This is a genomic window from Pseudomonas sp. NUPR-001 (assembly GCF_052147955.1).
Lineage (GTDB): Bacteria > Pseudomonadota > Gammaproteobacteria > Pseudomonadales > Pseudomonadaceae > Aquipseudomonas.
In genome coordinates, this window is sequence record NZ_CP197353.1 from 3,568,453 (window position 1) to 3,586,818 (window position 18,366).

Here is an 18,366-nt window from a genome sequence, read left to right on the forward strand (position 1 = left end):
CCTCAATTTTGGCCTTAAAAACACTGGCTGCCGGTGGATTTCGGTGGACGGCCCTGGAATGAAAAAAGGGGCCGAAGCCCCTTTTTTCAACGACTTACAGACATCAGTGGAAGTCTGTAGATCCTAAATTGGAGCGGGAAACGAGACTCGAACTCGCGACCCCGACCTTGGCAAGGTCGTGCTCTACCAACTGAGCTATTCCCGCATTTGGTGACGGCCATTCTATAGATTCATCAAACGCCGTCAAGCCCTTGATTCAAAAAAGTTTTATTTTTGTTCCGAACCTTCGCGCAGGTGCGGCCAGGCAGCACGCAGGTAGTGCACCATCGACAACAACGTCAGGCCAGCAGAGACCATCAGCAAGGCATAGCCGAGGATGACCCAGAACGTCAGCACCGGCGGGTTGGCCAGCAAGATCACCAGCGCCAGCATTTGCGCCGCAGTCTTCCATTTGCCCAGGTTCGACACCGCCACATGCGCCCGCGCGCCCAGCTCGGCCATCCATTCGCGCAGCGCCGAGACCACGATCTCACGACCGATGATCACCGCGGCTGGCAAGGTCAGCCAGAAGTTCGCATGCACTTGCACCAACAGCACCAGCGCCACGGCGACCATCAGCTTGTCGGCGACCGGGTCGAGGAAGGCGCCAAATGGCGTGCTTTGCTGCAGACGACGGGCCAGGTAGCCGTCGAGCCAGTCAGTGGCCGCCGCAATGGCAAAGACGCTGCTCGCTGCGATATAGCTCCAGTGATACGGAACATAAAACAGCAAAATGAAGATCGGTATGAGCAGGACGCGAAGAACTGTAAGTAGATTTGGGATATTCATCGGCACAACTGGCTGCAAAGTGAGCGTGCATTCTACTCGCTATGCAGGTTGGCATAAATCGACTCGGCAAGCTTTTTACTGATTCCCGGCGCTTTGGCAATTTCGTCGATGCTGGCGCGGCTCAGTTCCTGCAGGCCACCAAAGTGTTTGAGCAGGTCGCGGCGGCGTTTCGGCCCTACCCCGGCGACATCTTCCAGGCTTGAGGTACGCCGCGCCTTGCCACGCCGCGCACGGTGGCCGGTAATCGCAAAGCGGTGCGCTTCGTCACGGATCTGCTGAATCAGGTGCAGCGCCGGTGAGTCGCCTTTAAGGGTGAACTCATGGGCCACATCGTTGAGGTACAGGGTTTCGAAACCGGCCTTGCGCGTGACACCTTTGGCCACGCCCAGCAGGATCAGGTCGGGAACCGCCAACTCCTGCAGCACGTCGCGGGCCATGTTCAACTGACCTTTACCACCGTCCACCAGCAGCACATCCGGCAACTTGCCCTCGCCGTCCTTGATCCGCCCGAAACGGCGCGTCAGGGCCTGGTGCATGGCGGCATAGTCGTCGCCCGGGGTAACCCCTTCGATATTGAAACGCCGGTAGTCGGACTTCAGCGGCCCCTCCGGGCCGAACACCACACAAGAAGCAACGGTGGCCTCACCGCTGGAGTGACTGATGTCATAACACTCCAGGCGCTGCGGCACTTCATCAAGGGCCAGGACCTGGGCCAGCGCTTCAAACCGTGCGGCCATGTGTTGACGGTTAGCCAGGCGCGCACTCAGCGCCTGTTCAGCGTTGGTCACCGCCAACTGCTGCCAGCGCGCACGGGTGCCGCGCACGCGGTGGCTGATGCTCAGCTCGCGCCCGCGCAGCGATTCAATGGCCGCCGTGATGGCAGCGAAATCGTCATGCACCACGTTGACGATCAGCTCGCCTGGCAGGTCGCGCTCGGCATTGCCGATGTAGTACTGGGAAAGGAACGCGGCCATGACGTCAGCCACCTCCTCCTCGATGCCAACCTGCGGAAAAAAATTCTTGCTGCCCAACACCCGCCCGCCGCGCACACTGATCAGGTGCACGCAAGCACCGCCCGGGTTGGTGAACGCGGCCACGACGTCGACGTCACCACTGCCGCCTTCCATGCTTTGCTGGTCTTGCACCCGGCGCAGCAAGGCGATTTGGTCGCGGAGTTCGGCCGCCTTCTCGAAGGCCAGGGCCATGGCCGCCTGTTCCATTTCGGCATTCAGCTCGTTGGTCAGCTGATGGCTGCGGCCTTCGAGGAACATCACCGAGTGGCGCACATCAACGGCATATTCCTCCGGCTCAACCAGGCCGACGCAAGGCGCCTTGCAGCGCTTGATCTGGTACTGCAGGCACGGCCGGGTGCGGTTGCTGTAGTAGCTGTCTTCGCATTGCCGAACGAAAAAGGTTTTCTGCAACAGGCTCAGGCTTTCGCGAATCGCACCGGCGCTGGGATACGGGCCGAAGTACTTGCCCTTCTGCTTCTTGGCCCCACGATGAATCCCCAGGCGCGGAAACGGGCCGTCAGAAAGGAACACATACGGGTAGGACTTATCGTCACGCAGCAGGATGTTGTAAGGCGGCCGCCACTCCTTGATCAGCGTTTGCTCGAGTAGCAGCGCTTCGGTTTCGTTGGCGGTGATGGTGGTTTCGACCTGGGCGATGCGCGCCACCAGGGCAGCCGTCTTCGGCGCCAGGCCAGTTTTGCGAAAGTAACTGGCCAGGCGCTTCTTCAGGTTCTTGGCCTTGCCGACGTACAGCAGCCGGGCCTCACCGTCGAACATCCGGTAGACGCCCGGGCGACCGCTGCAGGTCGCCAAGAATGCACTTGAATCGAACACAGGGGTCATGAGCCTAGAGATTGGCGTCAACCATGCCATGGCGGACAGCAAGCAGCGTCAGTTCGACGTCGCTGGTGACCGAGAGCTTTTCAAAGATCCGATAACGGTAAGTATTGACCGTTTTCGGCGACAGGCACAGCTTGTCGGAAATGATCTGCACCTTCTGGCATCCGACGATCATCAGGGCGATCTGGATTTCCCGCTCCGACAATGCATCAAATGGCGAGCCTTGCGGCTGGAACGACTTGAGTGCCAACTGTTGGGCAATCTGCGGGCTGATGTAGCGTTGCCCGGCAAACACCAGGCGAATGGCCTGGACCATTTCGTCCAGCCCCGCGCCCTTGGTCAGGTAACCGGCGGCGCCGGCCTGCAACAGGCGGGTGGGGAACGGGTCTTCTTCACACACCGTCACTGCGACCACTTTCACATCCGGGTGGCTGCGCAGCAATTTGCGTGTGGCCTCAAGGCCACCGATCCCGGGCATTTTTACATCCATCAGGACCACATCAGGCTTGAGCTCGCGCGCAACCTTCAACGACGCCTCGCCAGAATCAGCCTCGCCCACCACCTGCAAGCCATCGATATCGGCCAGCATACGGGTAATGCCCGTACGTACCAGATCGTGGTCATCGACCACCAGGACCCTAATCAAGCAGACACCTCACACTGCGGCGGCAATTGGATCCCGCCACCTTAGCAAAAAACCTAGCGCCAGAGCTAACGGAACACGTCATCGCAGCGACGTCATTTTGCCTTTGCCCGCCATCCGGGCAAAGGCGTTGCTCTCGCGCCCCGGAGCGGTCGAGCGCACCCTCGGCAGCGCCTCGGCAAGACGGCCAAGCAATTGCTGTATCACGGCCTGATCCATGGCAGGCAAATCGCGAAAGGTCCCGAGCAAGCGGTGCTCGTCGGGGCTCAGGCTGCCTTGGGGGACGGGCGTGCGGGTACCACTCAACACATACAGGGCATCGACACCGCGCGCGGCCAGCGCTGCCAGGTAATCCGCCTTGGGTGTACGTTCGCCGCTCTCGTACTTGCCTTGCGCGTTGGGCTCTACCCCACCGATGTCACCGAATACGCGCTGAGTCAGGCCCAGACGCTCCCTTTCTTCCCGCAGTCGGGATCCGATTCCGTTCATCGCCATTCAAATTCCTTGTACATCTCCATGCTGGCCACCCGCGCAAACGCGCTAGCCCGGCCGCTCAGGCTGCACTATGCACAGGAATGCCAGCACTGCACAAGTGAACGGACGCACTTCCTGTCTGTGCTTGTCTGTACAGGGCCATCATCGCCCAAGCCACTACTTGATGGCCATAAGCCATAAGAGCAACTTTGCTGCCTGAAACAGTGAACTTCAGCTGAATAAAACACTATCTATCTGCCTTCACTGTCAACAACTTCAAACGCACAACTAACGCCCGTGCGAGATGAAAAAAGCACCTGAAAATCCGCCAGAAGATCGTCAAAAACCCACGAAAACACGATTTTCTGACGCCTGTAATTTGGCATAAAGACTGAGACTGTTTTTTGACATGCAACTTATTGACAACTTTAACTAATTGATTTTTAAGTGTTTTTTAAACTTAACAGAGAAATTGTGAATTAATTCTAATTACATAGAACAGATTGCTTGCGTAACTAAAAAACTCCCCCTTAGGATAGAAATAAGACAACGAACAACACGGCCATCGCCTGTTCAGCGCGCGATGTACTCATGTGTGCTTGCAACGTCGACTTCACCGATAAACTGAGTAACCGCGTCAGTACTGCAACCACAGTACTGATCACGGCAGAGGGAACTATGAATATCAGTATTTTTGGACTGCCTGAATTCATAGAATAAGTGCAACGTTTGAAACGATAGGCAGAGAGTCAGCCACCGGTAGAATCCAGGCTCTCACACCGAAGGATTCAAGCGCAGATGACTACGCATTACCGGCAGCTGACTCAGGGCCAACGTTACCAGATTGAGGCCGGTCTGAGCGCCGGAAAAAGCCAGGCAAGCATCGCGAAACAGGTTGGCGTACATCCCTCGACGATCAGTCGTGAGGTTCGCCGCAACAGCTCCCAGAAGACCTACAAAGCGGTTGCTGCGACCCATGAAAGTGATGCCCGTCGAGCGCAGGCGCGCAAGCACTGCAAGCCATTAACGTGGTTCAGCCATTATCTGCCGCTCTGGCTAAAACACGGTATGAGCCCGGAGCAGATTGCTCAGCGCCTGAAGCAAGAGCAGCCGGAGCGCGCGGTCAGTCACGAGTGGATTTATCGGTTTATCGCCACCGACAAACACGCAGGTGGCGAGTTATACAAGTATTTGCGGCACCGCAGGAAGCTGTACCGAAAACGCTACGGAAGCCACGACCGGCGCGGACAGTTGCGTAATCGCGTATCGATAACCGAGCGCCCTGCTGAGGTCGAAGCCCGCGAGCGTCTAGGTGATTGGGAGGGTGACACGGTGCATGGCGTAGGCGGCAATCTGGTCACGCTGGTTGATCGTAAAAGCGGCTACCTGAGCGCCTATCCGGTCAAGCGCAGGACGCGCCGGCAGGTAACGCGGGCGATCAATCTGTTGCTCAAGGGGCATGCTGTTCACACGCTGACGCTGGATAACGGGAAGGAGTTTGCCGGGCATGAACGCATTGCGCATCGGAGCCAGTGCCAAGTCTTTTTTGCAGAACCCTATTCATCCTGGCAGCGAGGCACTAATGAAAATACCAACGGCCTGCTCCGGCAGTATTTTCCCAAGGGCGGCGACTTCAGCAAGCTGACCGTCGAGGCGGTCAGTCGCGTGGTAACGAAGATCAATTTACGCCCGCGAAAACGCCTGGGCTGGAAGACGCCGTACGAAGTTTATGCAGGGGCGAGCGTTGCACTTATGTGTTGAATTCAGGCTGGGTTATGTGGGTGCGGTCTGTGCGGGCTGTTTGTCCGCACGCGGCCACCAGGTGCTGGGGGTCGACATTTCCCAGGACAAGGTCGACATGATCAACCAGGGTAAATCGCCGATTGTCGAGCCAGGGCTTGAGCAACTGCTGCTCAACGGCGTGAACCAGGGGCGTCTGCGTGGCACCACCGACGTCCAGGCCGCCGTGCTGGCAACCGAGCTGTCGCTGCTGTGCGTTGGCACGCCGAGCAAGAAAAACGGCGACCTGGACCTGGTCTACATGGAAGCGGTGTGCAACGAAATCGGCATGGCGCTGCGCGACAAAGCCAGCCGCCACACCATCGTGGTGCGCAGTACCGTCCTGCCAGGCACGGCGAAAAACGTGGTGATTCCGCTGCTTGAAAAAGCCTCGGGCAAACGTGCCGGTGTCGATTTCGGAGTGGCAGTCAACCCCGAGTTCCTGCGCGAAAGCACCGCGATCCAGGATTATGATTTCCCCGCCATGACGGTGATCGGCGAGCTCGACCAACATTCCGGTGACCTGCTCGAATCGTTGTACAAAGGCCTTGATGCACCGGTGATTCGCAAGTCGATCGAAGTCGCCGAAATGATCAAGTACACCTGCAACGTCTGGCACGCGACCAAGGTCAGCTTTGCCAACGAAATCGGCAATATCGCCAAAGCTTCGGGCGTCGATGGCCGGGAAGTGATGGACGTGGTCTGCCAGGACTACAAGCTCAACCTGTCGCGCTATTACCTGCGCCCGGGCTTCGCCTTCGGTGGCTCTTGCCTGCCCAAAGACGTGCGCGCCCTCACCTACCGCGCTGGCCAGCTGGACGTCGAGCATCCGCTGCTGGCCTCAATCATGGACAGCAACCGCAATCAGGTGCGCAATGCTTACGACCTGATCGCCCGTCAGGACAAACGCCGTATCGGCCTGCTCGGCCTGAGCTTCAAGTCCGGCACCGATGACCTGCGCGAGAGCCCACTGGTGGAGCTGGCCGAAATGCTGATCGGCAAAGGTTATGAGCTGAGCATTTACGACGCCAACGTCGAGTACGCCCGGGTGTTTGGTGCCAACCGCGACTACATCGAATCGAAGATCCCGCACGTGTCTTCCCTGCTCTGCAGCGATCTTGACCAGGTGATCAACGGCGCCGATGTCATCGTCCTGGGCAACAACGACGACCGCTTCGCCCAGGCCCTGGATGTCAGCGAAGGCAAGCAGGTCATCGACCTGGTCGGCTTCATGCCGCACGCCAGCAACCGCAATCAACAGGGTATCTGCTGGTAACGCCCCACGCTCCGTAGAGAGCACCCGGTAAGCAGTATCCACACCTGCGCCTGAGCGAACTGAACACCTACCTTTGCCTGCCGCCCTGCGGCCGGGCCCGGTAAGTGCGCGTTTCGCTCAGGCTGCAGCGCCTGTACAACGGAGCAACGGTTAGATGGAACGACAGCAACAACCGCCTTGCGGCGCACGCCGGGCCGCCGCGAGCTTCTGCGCCTGGGCCTGCCTGTTCGGCCTGATTGCACTGGCCTCGGAGATGATCGCCCCGGCGTATCTGGACCCCAGCCACCACAGCTTCATCTTCATCATCGGTACCCTGGGGATGTGGCGCTATGGCAATGCCATCGTGCACTTTCTGCGCGGCATGTACTTCCTGCACTGGAAGTTTCCACGCATCCGCAAAGCGGTCGAGCGCATGGGTGACGCAGCGCTACCAGCCCATATGTTCATGGTGGTCACCAGCTTTCGCATCCCCACCCACACCACCTTCAAGGTCTACCAATCGGTATTCCAGGAGGTGCAACGGCTGAAGGTACCGTGCACGGTGATTGCCTCGATCGTCGAAAAGGGCGACGAGCAGTTCATCAAGCAGATCATGCGTAACGAAGTCACCGACCGCGACGACATCAAACTGGTGATCGTCCGCGCCCGCGGCACCGGCAAGCGTGACGGCCTGGCCCACGCCTTCCGTGCCTTGTCGCGCCAGATGCCGCTGGAAGACTCGGTGGTCGGCGTGGTCGATGGCGACACCATGATGTTGCCTGGTTGCGTCGAGCGCGCGGTCAAGCTATTCGCCTACCTGCCTAAAGTCGGCGGCTTGACCACCAACGAGTTTTGCGAGGTCGAAGGCAGCAACCTGATGCGCCAGTGGCACTCGATGCGTTTCGTGCAGCGGCACATCAACATGTGTTCGATGGCGCTCTCGCATCGCGTGCTGACCTTGACCGGTCGCCTGTCGTTCTTTCGCGCCAGCGTCATGACCGACCCCGACTTCATCCGCGATGTCGAAGCCGATTTTCTCGAGCACTGGCGCCTGGGCCGCTTCCAGTTCCTCACCGGGGACGACAAGTCCTCATGGCTGAGCCTGATGCGCGCGGGCTGGGACACCTTCTACGTACCCGACAGCAATACCCTGACCGTCGAGCATCCACCCGATAACAGCTTCTGGCGTGCCACCCGGCAACTGATGTTCCGTTGGTACGGCAACTCGCTGCGCCAGAACTTCCGTGCCACCGCCCTGCTCGGCCGCGCGCGCCTGGGCCTGTTCACCCTGTACGTGCTGCTCGATCAGCGGGTGTCGATGTGGACCTGCCTGATGGGCCTGACCGCCTCGGTGGTGGCCGGCCTGGTGTTCGGCATCCAGTACCTGCTGGTGTACCTGTTCTGGGTGCTGCTGTCGCGCAGCATTGTCACCGTGCTGTTCCTGTTCGCAGGCCATCCAGTGAGCCCGGTGTACCCCTTCGTTCTTTATTACAACCAGATTGTCGGCTCGGTGATGAAGATCTACGCGCTGTTCCACATGGACCAGCAGCGCTGGACCCGACAAAAAACCACATTAAGCAACGGTAGCGTCAACTTCGATGCCGCCCTGAACCGCTGGTCCTCGAAGGCGATGCTGTTTTCATCGATCGCCATCTTCTTCGGGGTCATCTCGGTTCTTCTCGAACTCACGCAACGTTAAGGAAAGGCGCCTGCCATGAGTAGCTCAAGTACACCTACCGTTTCTGCCAAGACTGCAGCCAATGTGGTTCATGAAGCGATCGACGAACGCCAGTACGTGCGCACCCGCATCAATGCCCGGGTCACCCTGAGCGCCGCCGGGCAACCGAACATCGAAACCAGCCTGCAGGACATCTCCCTGGGCGGTATCGGCCTGCGTCACGACAAACCGCTGACCACTGGCAGCCTGTACAACGCCTCGATCCGCCTGCGCCTGAATCAGGTTGACCTGAGCCTGGACAGCAAAGTGCGCATCGTGTCCCAGCGCGGTGAAGAAGTCGGCGCGCAGTTCGTTGACCTCGATGCACAGAAGCGCGACATCCTGCGCTACATCATCAGCGCCTACCTGTCGGGCGAGATTGCCGACATCAACGGCCTGTTCAATGTGATGCAGCGGGAAAACTACATCAAGGAGCGCAAGCAACAGCACGCCAGTGCCCGCAGCAGCGCTGATCGCCTCAAAGCAGTGACCGGTACTCTGCTCTACGCCGCAGCCGGACTCGCCGCCCTGGGCTTCGTGGCGTACAAGAGCTACCAGTTGTTCTTCCGCATTCCGGCCGTGCAGGCCCAGGTCTCGGCCAACGCCCAGGTGATCAGCATGCCCGACAACGGCTATGTGAAGTTTCTCCTGCAACCCGGGCAGACCGAGGTGAAAGCCGGCCAGCCGCTAGCCAATATCTCCACGCAACTGGCCACCAGCTTCACCAGCCCTGCCGACATGAAGGCCTTGGCCGACCTGGCACCGGGCGATCTGCAGACCTTGCTCGGCCGCGCGACGATTGAAACGGTGATCAACAGTCCGTGCGATTGCGAAGTGTACTTCCCTGGCAAGCCGCTGGATGGCTATGGCTACAAGCAAGCGCCGCTGATGCACCTGCTGCCACGCGATGAAAACCTGTTCGTTACCGCCAATGTGCCCTTCGACAAGCTGGCCGATATCAGCCGGGTGACTTCGGTGGAGCTGAAAGTGTTCGGCCTCGATGAGCGCTTCAGCGGCAAGGTCGTTGATTCGCGTGTCGATGAAGCCAACAAGAACCTGGCCCTGACCATCGCCCCGGACACGCCGTTGCCGCGCCAGGCCTACCAGAAGCCGGTGGCGGTTGACCTGTTCCTCGGTTTGCCATTCATGGCCTCGCGCTGAGCGCAAAGGAAGGATTGGCGATGAACGCGATGATGCCCTCCCGTCTGCTGTTGGCAAGCCTGAGCCTTGCCTGCGCCAGCGCGGTTTCGGCCGGGCAAAGCCTGGAGCAGATCCGCTATGCGCTGTACAAGGACCCCAGTGCCAATGTCAGTGGCGACCTGCGCCTGCTCTCTGAACGTGGCGACCTGGCCTCCAAGCTGCTGCTCGGTGATGTGCTGGCCAACACCGACGGTGCCAACCGTCAGGAAATAATCGCCCTCTATAAAGAGGCGTTTGCCGACGGCCGCGGGCAGGTTCCGGCACTGGCTTCCCTGGCACGCTTGCTCGACCGTACCCCCAGCCTCCAGCAAGGTCAGCGCGACTGGGTCGCTCAGGCTTTGACGCGCTACCCGGCCACCCTCGACCCGCGCAACGCCAGCACCACGCTGGAGGTGTTTTTGGTCTACCCGCAATTGGTGTCCAACGACCAGGCTCAACAATTACTCGCGCTGTACCAACAGTCGTGCTTGCTCAATTGCCGCCCCGAGTTGTACCGCGCGGTGTTGGCCGAACGCCAGGGCGAGCGACACAACGCGGAGCATTGGTACCAGCAAGCGGTGCGCGTGGATGTGCGGGCCATTGATCGTTACTACCGCTTTCTCGGCGACGATCAAGACCGCGCCTTCCCGGCGTTTGCCCGTACCCTGGAAGCCCAGCGCCCGACTTTGGCCGTAGACATCGTACACCGCATCGGCGCGACGCTCGACAGCATCAACAGTGTGCAGCGCGCCGAACTCGAAGCCGACCGATACCAGCGCCAGAGCAGCGCCATGGGCACGGCCCAGGTAGCGCCGGACGCCGCGCAACTGGCAGCGCAAAAGGCCCGTACCGACGCCCTGGATAGCGCGCGCGCCGAGGCGCATCGTTGGCGTGAAAATGCCGTGGAGCGCGGTTTTGTGCCAGCGATGGTGTCGAAAGCCAACTTCATGATCTCCAACCCCACCGAGCATAACGCCGAGGAAACCCAGGCCCTGATCGATCAGGTGCGCGCGCGCGAAGCGACCCGGGCCAAGGCGCTGCAAGCCTCGTTCTACATGGTCAACAACTGGCTGACCCTGGACCCGCAAAAAGCCCGGGCGCTGATCGACGAACTGATCGCCAGCGACTACCCCGACGCCCAACTGCTGCTCGCCGAGTACTACAGCAAAGGGGTTGAAGATGAGCCGGATCAGGACAAGGCCCTGCAGATTTTCCAGGCACAGGCCCGTGCCGGCTCAACCACCGCCTGGTACCGCATGGCCACCCTGCACGCCTACGGCCGCGCCATCTGCCATGACCCGGTGAAAGCCTACACCTATGCCCAGGTGGCCCTGGCGCTGGGTGAAAACGGTGCACGCAACTTGATCAAGCGTCTGGAAAAGTCGCTCAAAAAGGATGACATCGAGCGCGCCCTGGCAGCACGCGCCGATCTGTTGAAGGAGGCAACCCTGTGAAAGCGCATCACTCCCTGTTCGGTGCCCTGCTGGCCCTGACCCCGCTGTATTCGGCCATGGCCGCCGAAGAAATCACCGGCCCCGAGGCCGACAGCATCGAACCGGTGCGCGTACTGCCCAGCGATGGCAGTGCGCCGGTGATCACCTCGGAGTTTTTCAACAAGCTCACCGTGCAAACCGGCTATGGCCCGGAAAACTCCGAAGTCGGTCGCAGCCGCGAGATGTTCTACAGCCTGCGCTATGAACCGTCCTTCGCCTGGTACTCGCCGGAAAAGCGCTGGGCCAAGTGGATGGTCTATGGTCGCCTGTGGCTGAACTACGATTCCAGCCAGTCGCTCACCAGCCAGAACGAAAACAGCAACAGCTTTGACCGCGAACAACCCGAAGGCTGGTATGCCGAACTGCGTGAGCTATACGTCAAACGCAACCTGCTGGGTGACGACCCGCGCTTCTCGCTGTCGGTGGGCCGCCAGCGCTATTTCGATGACTACGGCATCTGGTGGGACGACAGCCTGGAGTCGCTGCGTTTCAACTACAACGACACCTTTTCCCGTGGCTTTTTTGCCGTGGCGCAGAAGTTTTACAACTACAACACGGACGTCAACAGCCTGGCCAACAGTGAGGAGCGCACCACTTACCTGATGGGTGAGTACGCCTACCGCTGGAGCGAGCGCAACTGGGCCGGCGTACGCCTGATGCACGAGAACGATCATAGCGACCACGACCCGCAAGACCGCTACGACTTCAACGGCATGCGCTACGGCTTGTTCTTCAAGGCCGACGACTTGCAGGTCAGTCCGCTGTTCAGCGACTACCACCTGGAACTGGCGGGCCTGGATGGCAAGGTCGACAACACCGATGGCAATGGCGTCACCAGCACCGGCAATCACGCCAGCGGCTGGGCCGCGCTGGGAGAGATCGGCAAGCGCTTTCACGACCTGCCCTGGACCCCACGCCTGGCTTTGCGCGGCGGCCTGACCGACAAGCCGAGCAATGACAACGACGGCTTTCGCCTGAACACCATCCAGTCCGACCGCATCACCCGCCAGGGCAGCTACAGCACGCGCCTGACCAGCTCGTTCGTCAGCCTCGACCTGCGCAACCTCAGTTACTACGGCATCAGCCTGGAAACCAACCCGACGCCGCGCAGCGCCCTGGATTTTCGCGTCACCGACCTGAAACTGCGCGACGCCGACGGCACCTTGCCGGTACGCATCGATGGCGACCAGCGCAGCCGGCGCAACCAGGCCATCGCCCAGGGCAACGCCAGCGGTAGCAAGCAGGTCGGGCAAATGTACGACCTCAACTACTACTGGAAGATGTTTCCGATGGCCATCGACGGCAAGCATCTGGACGTCAACGCCCTGGTCAGCGCCAGCTACCTCAACGCCGGTAACGCTCTGGATAGCGGTGATGACTACCAGCTGAGCGTCGGCGTGGTGATCAGTTACTAAGGACGGACCCTTCGATGATCTTCGCCTCCAACGTCTTTTTATTCCTCTATCTGCCGCTGTTCCTGGCGGTGTACTTCCTGTCCAAGGCGCAGTGGCGCTCGACCGTGATCGTCGCCGCCAGCTACATCTTCTATGCCTGGTGGCGTCCGGACTTTTTGCTGCTGTTCGTGGCGATCACCTACTGGAACTACTGGTTCGGCCTGCGCATCAAGGCGCGCCTGGACGCCGGTGACAAACGCTGGGCATTGCGCCTGTTGTGGATCGGTATTGCCGGCAACCTGTCGACCCTGGGCTACTTCAAATACGCCAACTTCGGCGCTGAGGTACTCGCTGCCCTGCTGGCACCACTGGGCATCAACACCTGGACCCTGGAAACCATCTTCCTGCCGCTGGGCATTTCCTTCTACGTGTTCCATGCCCTGAGCTACATCGTCGACATCTACCGCAAGGATGCAACGCCGACGAACAACTTCATCGACTTTGCCGCCTTCGTTGCCCTGTTCCCGCACCTGGTGGCCGGGCCGATCCTGCGCTACAGCCAGCTGGCGCCGCAACTGCGCCAGCGCACCCACTCCCTGGAGCTGTTTTCCCTCGGCGTTTGCCGCTTCATGCTCGGCTTTATCATGAAGGTGCTGATCGCCGACCAACTGGCGCCGATCAACGTGTTGTTCATCAGCGAAGGCACCCTGCAGCTCAGCGATGCCTGGTTCGGCCTGATGGTCTCCACCCTGCAGTTGTATTTCGACTTCGCCGGCTACAGCCATATGGCCCTGGGCCTGGCGCTGATGATGGGCTTCCGCTTTCCGGAGAACTTCAACCAGCCTTACGTCTCGCAGAGCATCACCGAGTTCTGGGCACGCTGGCACATGACCCTGGCGCATTTTCTGCGTGACTACGTGTACATGCCGCTGGTGCGTAAACGGGTGGCCGGGGCGCTGCCGGCGCTGGTCTACACCATGCTGTTGTCGGGGCTGTGGCACGGCGCAAGCTTTGCCTTTATCTGCTGGGGCCTGTTCTTTGGCTTAGGCATGGTCATCGAACGCAAGTACAACCTGGCCACCAAGATCACCACGCCGTACCACCTGGGGCGCAACCTGCGCACCTTCGTGTTGATCATTCTGAGCATGCCGCTGTTCTTCACCAACGACCTGCGCCACAGCCTGGATATCTACCAGGCGCTGTTCGGTTTCAACGGCTTCGGCTCGCTGGACCTGTACGTGCTCGGTGCCTCGAAGATGGCCATGTCGTTTGCCGCCGTTGCCCTGTGCTGGCTGGTGCTGGCGGGCAGCAACAACGTGCGCTACTACGCCGGCAACAAAGAGCACTACTTCATGCGCCACGTCGGCGGCCTCAAGGCCGTGCTGTTGTGGGCCGGCTTCGCCCTGGCCCTGAGCAGCCTGGCGGCGAACTCCTTCTCACCCTTTTTGTACTTCCAGTTCTAGGAGACGGCCATGTACCCGGTCATGAGTTCGGCGAGCAAGGTCAATGGCATTCTTTTCGGCGTGGTGCTGGCCGGGATGTTCGTCTATTCCCTGCCCCCGGTGTTCAGCTTCGCGAAAAACCAGAGCGATGCCTGGAACCTGTTCGTCGATGGCAAGTTGCTGCGCAAGTTCGAGCAGGTCTATGACAAGCGGTTTTTCTTGCGCGAGCCGGCGGTTGAGGGCTGGGCCAACGTCCAGTACCGGCTGTTCGGCGAGGGCACCAAAGGCGTGGTGCTGGGCAAGGACGGCTGGCTATACACCAATCAGGAATACCGCGTACCGAACGACCTGCAAGGCAATCTGGACAGCCAACTGGCGCAGATTGCAAAGGTCGAGCAACAGCTCAAATTCCACAACAAGCGCCTGATCGTGCTGCCGCTGCCGATGAAAGTGGATGTCTACAGCGCCCACACAGAACGTGCTGTCGACCCACGGGCGATCAGCCTGTACGACCGCTTCGTCAGCGCCCTGCAAGCGCAAAAAACCGAAGTTACGCCCGTGCGCTCGGCATTTCTCGGCAACCTCACCGGGCCGGAACTGTTCCTCAAATCCGATACGCACTGGAGCCCGCAAGGTGCGCGCCTGACCGCCTATGAACTGGCCCGTCAGCGCCCGGAACTGCTCGGTGACGAACGCTACGTGTCGCACAAGGTCGCGGACAAAACCGTCAAAGGCGATTTGATGAACTACATCCAGTTCAACCACGCCCAGCTGGCGCCGCAGTTTGGCCCGAGCCAGATCGCCCTGTACGAAACCCTCAAGGCCGAGCAAAGCAGTGACGCGCTGTTTGCCGATGAGCAACAGAGCCTGCTGCTGGTCGGCACCAGCTACAGCAAGCTCGACGACTGGAACTTCACCGGTTTTCTCAAAGAAGCGCTCAACCGTGACCTGCTCAGTGTGGCAGTTGAAGCCCGTGGTCCGTTTGAAGCAATGAACCAGTTCCTCGCCAGCGACGACCTGAACAACCCGCAGATCGACACGGTGATCTGGGAGTTCCCGCTGCGCACTCTACTCGCCCACCGCATGGGATCGCTGAGCCGTCCTGGCCAGACCCAACATTTCTGACCTTTCAAGGAGATCATCATGAACCGTTCGCTTACCGCTCTGCTCAGCGCCGCTGCCCTGCTACTGGTCAGCACCCAGGGTAACGCCGCCGAAGGCAATGCCGACCTGTACGATGCCGTAGCCCCGGCCGACTCGGCGTTCGTGCGGGTGCTCAACCTGTCTGACAGCAACATCGATGTGACCTTGAGCGGCAAGCTCAACCCGCAGCGGGTCGCCGCAGGTCAACTCAGTGGCTACCGCTTCACCCCGGCCGGCAGCCACAAGATTGCCGTCGGCGCCAAGGCCATCGAGCCGCAGCTCAAGGCCAACGCCGCGAGCACCGTGGTGTATGACGGCAACACCTTGACCTTGATCGCCGACAAGTACGTCAACGAGCCGAAAAAAGCCCAGATCGCCTTCTACAACCTGACCCCGGCCAACGTGGCGTTGAAAACGGTCGATGGCAAGAGTGTGGTGGTCGACACCCTGAGCAACGGCCAGACCGGCAGCCGCATGGTCAACGAAATCAAGATCGGCTTCGCCGCCTATGACGCGCAACAGAAAGTCGCCCAGTTCGACGAACTGTTCCTCAAGAAAGGCCGTTCCTACAGCTACGTGCTGCTGCCCGAGGGCGGCGGTTATCGCAGCATGAGCCTGGCCAACAGCATCGACCCGAGTGAGTGACTGGCACCATGAAAAGCCTATTCGCCCTGGCCCTGGCCGTCGGCGCGCTGTTCAGCGTGCAAGGCGCCGCAGCCGACAGCAATCCGCCTCCCTGCAAGGGCCTCGAATGCCTGACCTGCCAAGGCTTGAGCAACCCTCAGCACTACACCGAGGGGCGCATGAAGCTGATGCGCGAAATCGTCCCGGGCAAGGATCGCTGGCTGTTTCGCTCAGCAGTCGACCTGACCAACGACTTCGGCATTCCGGCGCCGATGCGCCCGGAGTTCGCCCGCCTGATGGACACCTTCCATCGCCAGGGCATCCAGGTGGCCATGGCCATCCAGCCAACCCGTGGCCTGATGCACCGTGACAAGCTGTACGCCGACAAACTGCACGGCTTCGACTACAGCCGTGCCAGCAGCAACCTGAGCAGCTACCTGCAACAGTTGCGCAACGGCGGCGCGGTGGTCGCGCCGATGATGCAACTGGTACAAAAACCGCCTGCAGGCGAGTTCTTCTTCCGTCGCGACCACCACTGGACACCCGCCGGTGCTGAAGCCACCGCACGTCTGCTGGCTGAAGAAGTACGCCGCCAGCCGTTCTACGCCGCACTGGAGAAAAAGCACTACCGCACCGAGCCCGGGGTGATGGTGCCCAAGGACGGTACCCTGAACCTGGCCCTGAGCTATATCTGTGGCAACAACTACGGTTTCCAGTACGTCCGTGGCTACCAGACCATCCCTCAAGACCAGGGTGCCGATGCCCTGTTCGACGATGCGCCCGACCCGCAAGTGATCCTGGTCGGCGACAGTAACGCTGCAGCCCGGGAAGACGAGAGCAAGCAGTTCAACTTTGACGGCTACCTCAAGCAATACCTGGACGTCGATATCCTCAACTACGCCCTGCCCGGCGTCGGCCAGGATGGCTCGCTGCTCGAATACCTGCTGTCGCAGGACTACAAGCCCAAGGAGCCGCCCAAGCTGATCATCTGGGAACTGCCGGCCAACTATCAGCTGGAGTCCGAGCTGATGTATCGCCAACTGATTCCGGCGATCAAAGGTGGCTGCCCGGTGTCCACTGAGGTCATGGCAAACCGCCTGCAGCGCCCGGCGCTGAAGGTCAATGAACGGATTGAGCTGCTCAGTAACGCTGGCGAAGCGCGCAAGACAGTAAACGGTGGCTTTCTCGACATCCGCATCAGCGACAAGAACGTCAAGGACTTCTACGTGATCGTCTACTACGACAACGGTGCCCGCGACAAAGTCTGGTTCCGCCGCGAGGCGGTGGTGAGCGGTGGCCAGTACTACCTGGAGCTGAGCCGGGCCAAGGAATTTGCCGGGGCCAACCTGCTCTCGGTATTCATGGAGCCGACCAAACCCGGTAGCGCTGCCACCCAGGTGGAAACCCGACTATGCCTGTAAAAACCTGGAGCGCACTGGCCCTGGGCCTGTGCGCCAGCCTGCAGCTGAGCCAAAGCCTGGCGGCCAGTTCGATCTGGCCGCCACGGGCCACCGCTCAATCGGCGATGATTGCCGACTACCGCACCCTGCAGTGCAGCAAAACGCCGCCCGTGCCCTACACCGGCAGCCTGCAGATGCAGAGCAAATACGATCAGCGTGATGCCAGCAAGTCGACCCTGCGCAGCAGCCCCGATGCCAACAGTGAAGCGATCGGCAAGCAGGTCAAACAGTTCATCGGCGGTTTGATCTATGCCAGCAAACGCTTCCAACGCGCGAAAACGCCGCAGGAAGCCAACATGGCCCTGGCTTGCCAGGACCAGTGGCTGGAACACTGGGCCAACGCCGGGGCCCTGCTCAACCCCGACGCCAGCAGCACCGGCATGGCCGCGCGTAAATGGGCGGTCGCGGCCATGGCTTCGACCTTGTTGATGACCCAGGCGGCCAGCGACGGCAAGCTGCAACTGTCAGCAGCGCAACGCCAATGGTTCAACCAGTTGGGCGAACGCATCATCGCCGAGTACCAGCCACGTCGGGCACAAGGCTTCGCCTGGTTCAACAACCACGACTACTGGGCGGCCTGGGCGGTGGCGGCCACGGGCATGTTAATCCAGCGTGACGACTTTATTCAGTGGGCCGACGGCAACCTGCGCCTTGGCCTGCAACAGGCAGTCAAGGCCCGGGATGGCAGCTACGCCTACCTGCCGCTGGAAGTCGCCCGCGGCAAACTGGCTGCCACCTACAGTCAGTACGCGCTGGTGCCGCTGGTATTGCTGGCCGAGTCGGCGCGCGCCAATGGCCTGCCGTGGAGTGCCGAGGATCAGCAGACGCTGGAGCTGCTGGGCAATTTCGCCGCGCGCAGCATCCTTGATCCGGAGCACCTGCCGGAGCTCAAGGGGCAATCGCAGATCAGCGTGGCGCCCTACAAATTAGCCTGGCTGATCCCGTTCCTGCAGCGTGTGCCGCAGCACCCGCTGGCGCGTGAGCTGTATGACAGCGAAGACGGCGACGTCGACAACTACAGCCAGATTGGCGGCCCACTCAAGCCGTTGTATCCCAAACTGCCGTAACCCAAGGACGAACCG

General features: G+C 60.5%; 15 protein-coding genes and 1 tRNA gene. 11 read left to right on the top strand and 5 right to left on the bottom strand.

What is annotated here, in order from left to right; translation table 11 throughout:
* Positions 1–129: 129 nt before the first annotated feature.
* The 5 genes from ACP6KB_RS15920 to ACP6KB_RS15940 all read right to left on the bottom strand — a co-directional run bounded on the left by ACP6KB_RS15920 (position 130) and on the right by ACP6KB_RS15940 (position 3,813).
* Positions 130–205, bottom strand: a tRNA-Gly gene (locus ACP6KB_RS15920).
* Between the two features lie 62 nt (positions 206–267).
* Positions 268–828 carry a CDP-diacylglycerol--glycerol-3-phosphate 3-phosphatidyltransferase gene (pgsA, locus tag ACP6KB_RS15925; RefSeq protein WP_442107970.1) on the bottom strand — a complete coding sequence of 187 codons (561 nt, stop codon included), beginning with the start codon at positions 826–828 and terminating at the stop codon, positions 268–270.
* A gap of 32 nt (positions 829–860) precedes the next feature.
* Complete coding sequence (gene uvrC, locus ACP6KB_RS15930; RefSeq protein ID WP_442107972.1) at positions 861–2,684, bottom strand: excinuclease ABC subunit UvrC; 1,824 nt, start codon at positions 2,682–2,684, stop codon at positions 861–863.
* Positions 2,685–2,688: 4 nt separating this feature from the next.
* Positions 2,689–3,327: a response regulator transcription factor GacA gene (gene gacA, locus ACP6KB_RS15935; protein WP_133215797.1), complete on the bottom strand. Its 639-nt coding sequence runs from the start codon at positions 3,325–3,327 to the stop codon at positions 2,689–2,691.
* Between the two features lie 78 nt (positions 3,328–3,405).
* Positions 3,406–3,813 carry a helix-turn-helix domain-containing protein gene (locus ACP6KB_RS15940; RefSeq protein WP_442107975.1) on the bottom strand — a complete coding sequence of 136 codons (408 nt, stop codon included), beginning with the start codon at positions 3,811–3,813 and terminating at the stop codon, positions 3,406–3,408.
* A gap of 783 nt (positions 3,814–4,596) precedes the next feature.
* Here ACP6KB_RS15940 and ACP6KB_RS15945 point away from each other — a divergent pair.
* From ACP6KB_RS15945 to ACP6KB_RS15995, 11 genes are all read left to right on the top strand, one after another.
* The gene (locus tag ACP6KB_RS15945; protein ID WP_442107591.1) at positions 4,597–5,559 is read left to right on the top strand and encodes an IS30-like element ISPsme1 family transposase; all 963 of its coding nucleotides are present in this window, start codon (positions 4,597–4,599) and stop codon (positions 5,557–5,559) included.
* Positions 5,528–6,853 carry a nucleotide sugar dehydrogenase gene (locus tag ACP6KB_RS15950; RefSeq protein WP_442107977.1) on the top strand — a complete coding sequence of 442 codons (1,326 nt, stop codon included), beginning with the start codon at positions 5,528–5,530 and terminating at the stop codon, positions 6,851–6,853. Before ACP6KB_RS15945 ends, ACP6KB_RS15950 begins: the two co-directional genes overlap by 32 nt.
* A 154-nt stretch (positions 6,854–7,007) precedes the next feature.
* The gene (locus tag ACP6KB_RS15955) at positions 7,008–8,531 is read left to right on the top strand and encodes a glycosyltransferase (protein ID WP_442107979.1); all 1,524 of its coding nucleotides are present in this window, start codon (positions 7,008–7,010) and stop codon (positions 8,529–8,531) included.
* Between the two features lie 15 nt (positions 8,532–8,546).
* Positions 8,547–9,710 carry a PilZ domain-containing protein gene (locus ACP6KB_RS15960; protein ID WP_442107981.1) on the top strand — a complete coding sequence of 388 codons (1,164 nt, stop codon included), beginning with the start codon at positions 8,547–8,549 and terminating at the stop codon, positions 9,708–9,710.
* Positions 9,711–9,730: 20 nt separating this feature from the next.
* Positions 9,731–11,182, top strand: coding sequence for a sel1 repeat family protein (locus ACP6KB_RS15965; RefSeq protein WP_442107983.1), 1,452 nt, complete (start codon positions 9,731–9,733; stop codon positions 11,180–11,182).
* Positions 11,179–12,636, top strand: a complete 1,458-nt coding sequence (locus ACP6KB_RS15970; protein WP_442107985.1) for an alginate export family protein — start codon at positions 11,179–11,181, stop codon at positions 12,634–12,636. The genes ACP6KB_RS15965 and ACP6KB_RS15970 overlap by 4 nt, the downstream gene beginning before the upstream one ends.
* 14 nt (positions 12,637–12,650) lie before the next feature.
* Positions 12,651–14,078, top strand: coding sequence for an MBOAT family O-acyltransferase (locus ACP6KB_RS15975; RefSeq protein WP_442107987.1), 1,428 nt, complete (start codon positions 12,651–12,653; stop codon positions 14,076–14,078).
* A gap of 9 nt (positions 14,079–14,087) precedes the next feature.
* Complete coding sequence (locus ACP6KB_RS15980) at positions 14,088–15,182, top strand: alginate O-acetyltransferase (protein ID WP_442107989.1); 1,095 nt, start codon at positions 14,088–14,090, stop codon at positions 15,180–15,182.
* Between the two features lie 18 nt (positions 15,183–15,200).
* Positions 15,201–15,845 carry an alginate O-acetyltransferase AlgF gene (locus ACP6KB_RS15985; protein WP_442107991.1) on the top strand — a complete coding sequence of 215 codons (645 nt, stop codon included), beginning with the start codon at positions 15,201–15,203 and terminating at the stop codon, positions 15,843–15,845.
* A gap of 8 nt (positions 15,846–15,853) precedes the next feature.
* Complete coding sequence (locus ACP6KB_RS15990) at positions 15,854–17,245, top strand: alginate O-acetyltransferase AlgX-related protein (RefSeq protein ID WP_442107993.1); 1,392 nt, start codon at positions 15,854–15,856, stop codon at positions 17,243–17,245.
* Positions 17,236–18,351, top strand: a complete 1,116-nt coding sequence (locus ACP6KB_RS15995) for a polysaccharide lyase (protein ID WP_442107995.1) — start codon at positions 17,236–17,238, stop codon at positions 18,349–18,351. Before ACP6KB_RS15990 ends, ACP6KB_RS15995 begins: the two co-directional genes overlap by 10 nt.
* The last annotated feature ends 15 nt before the right edge of the window (positions 18,352–18,366 follow it).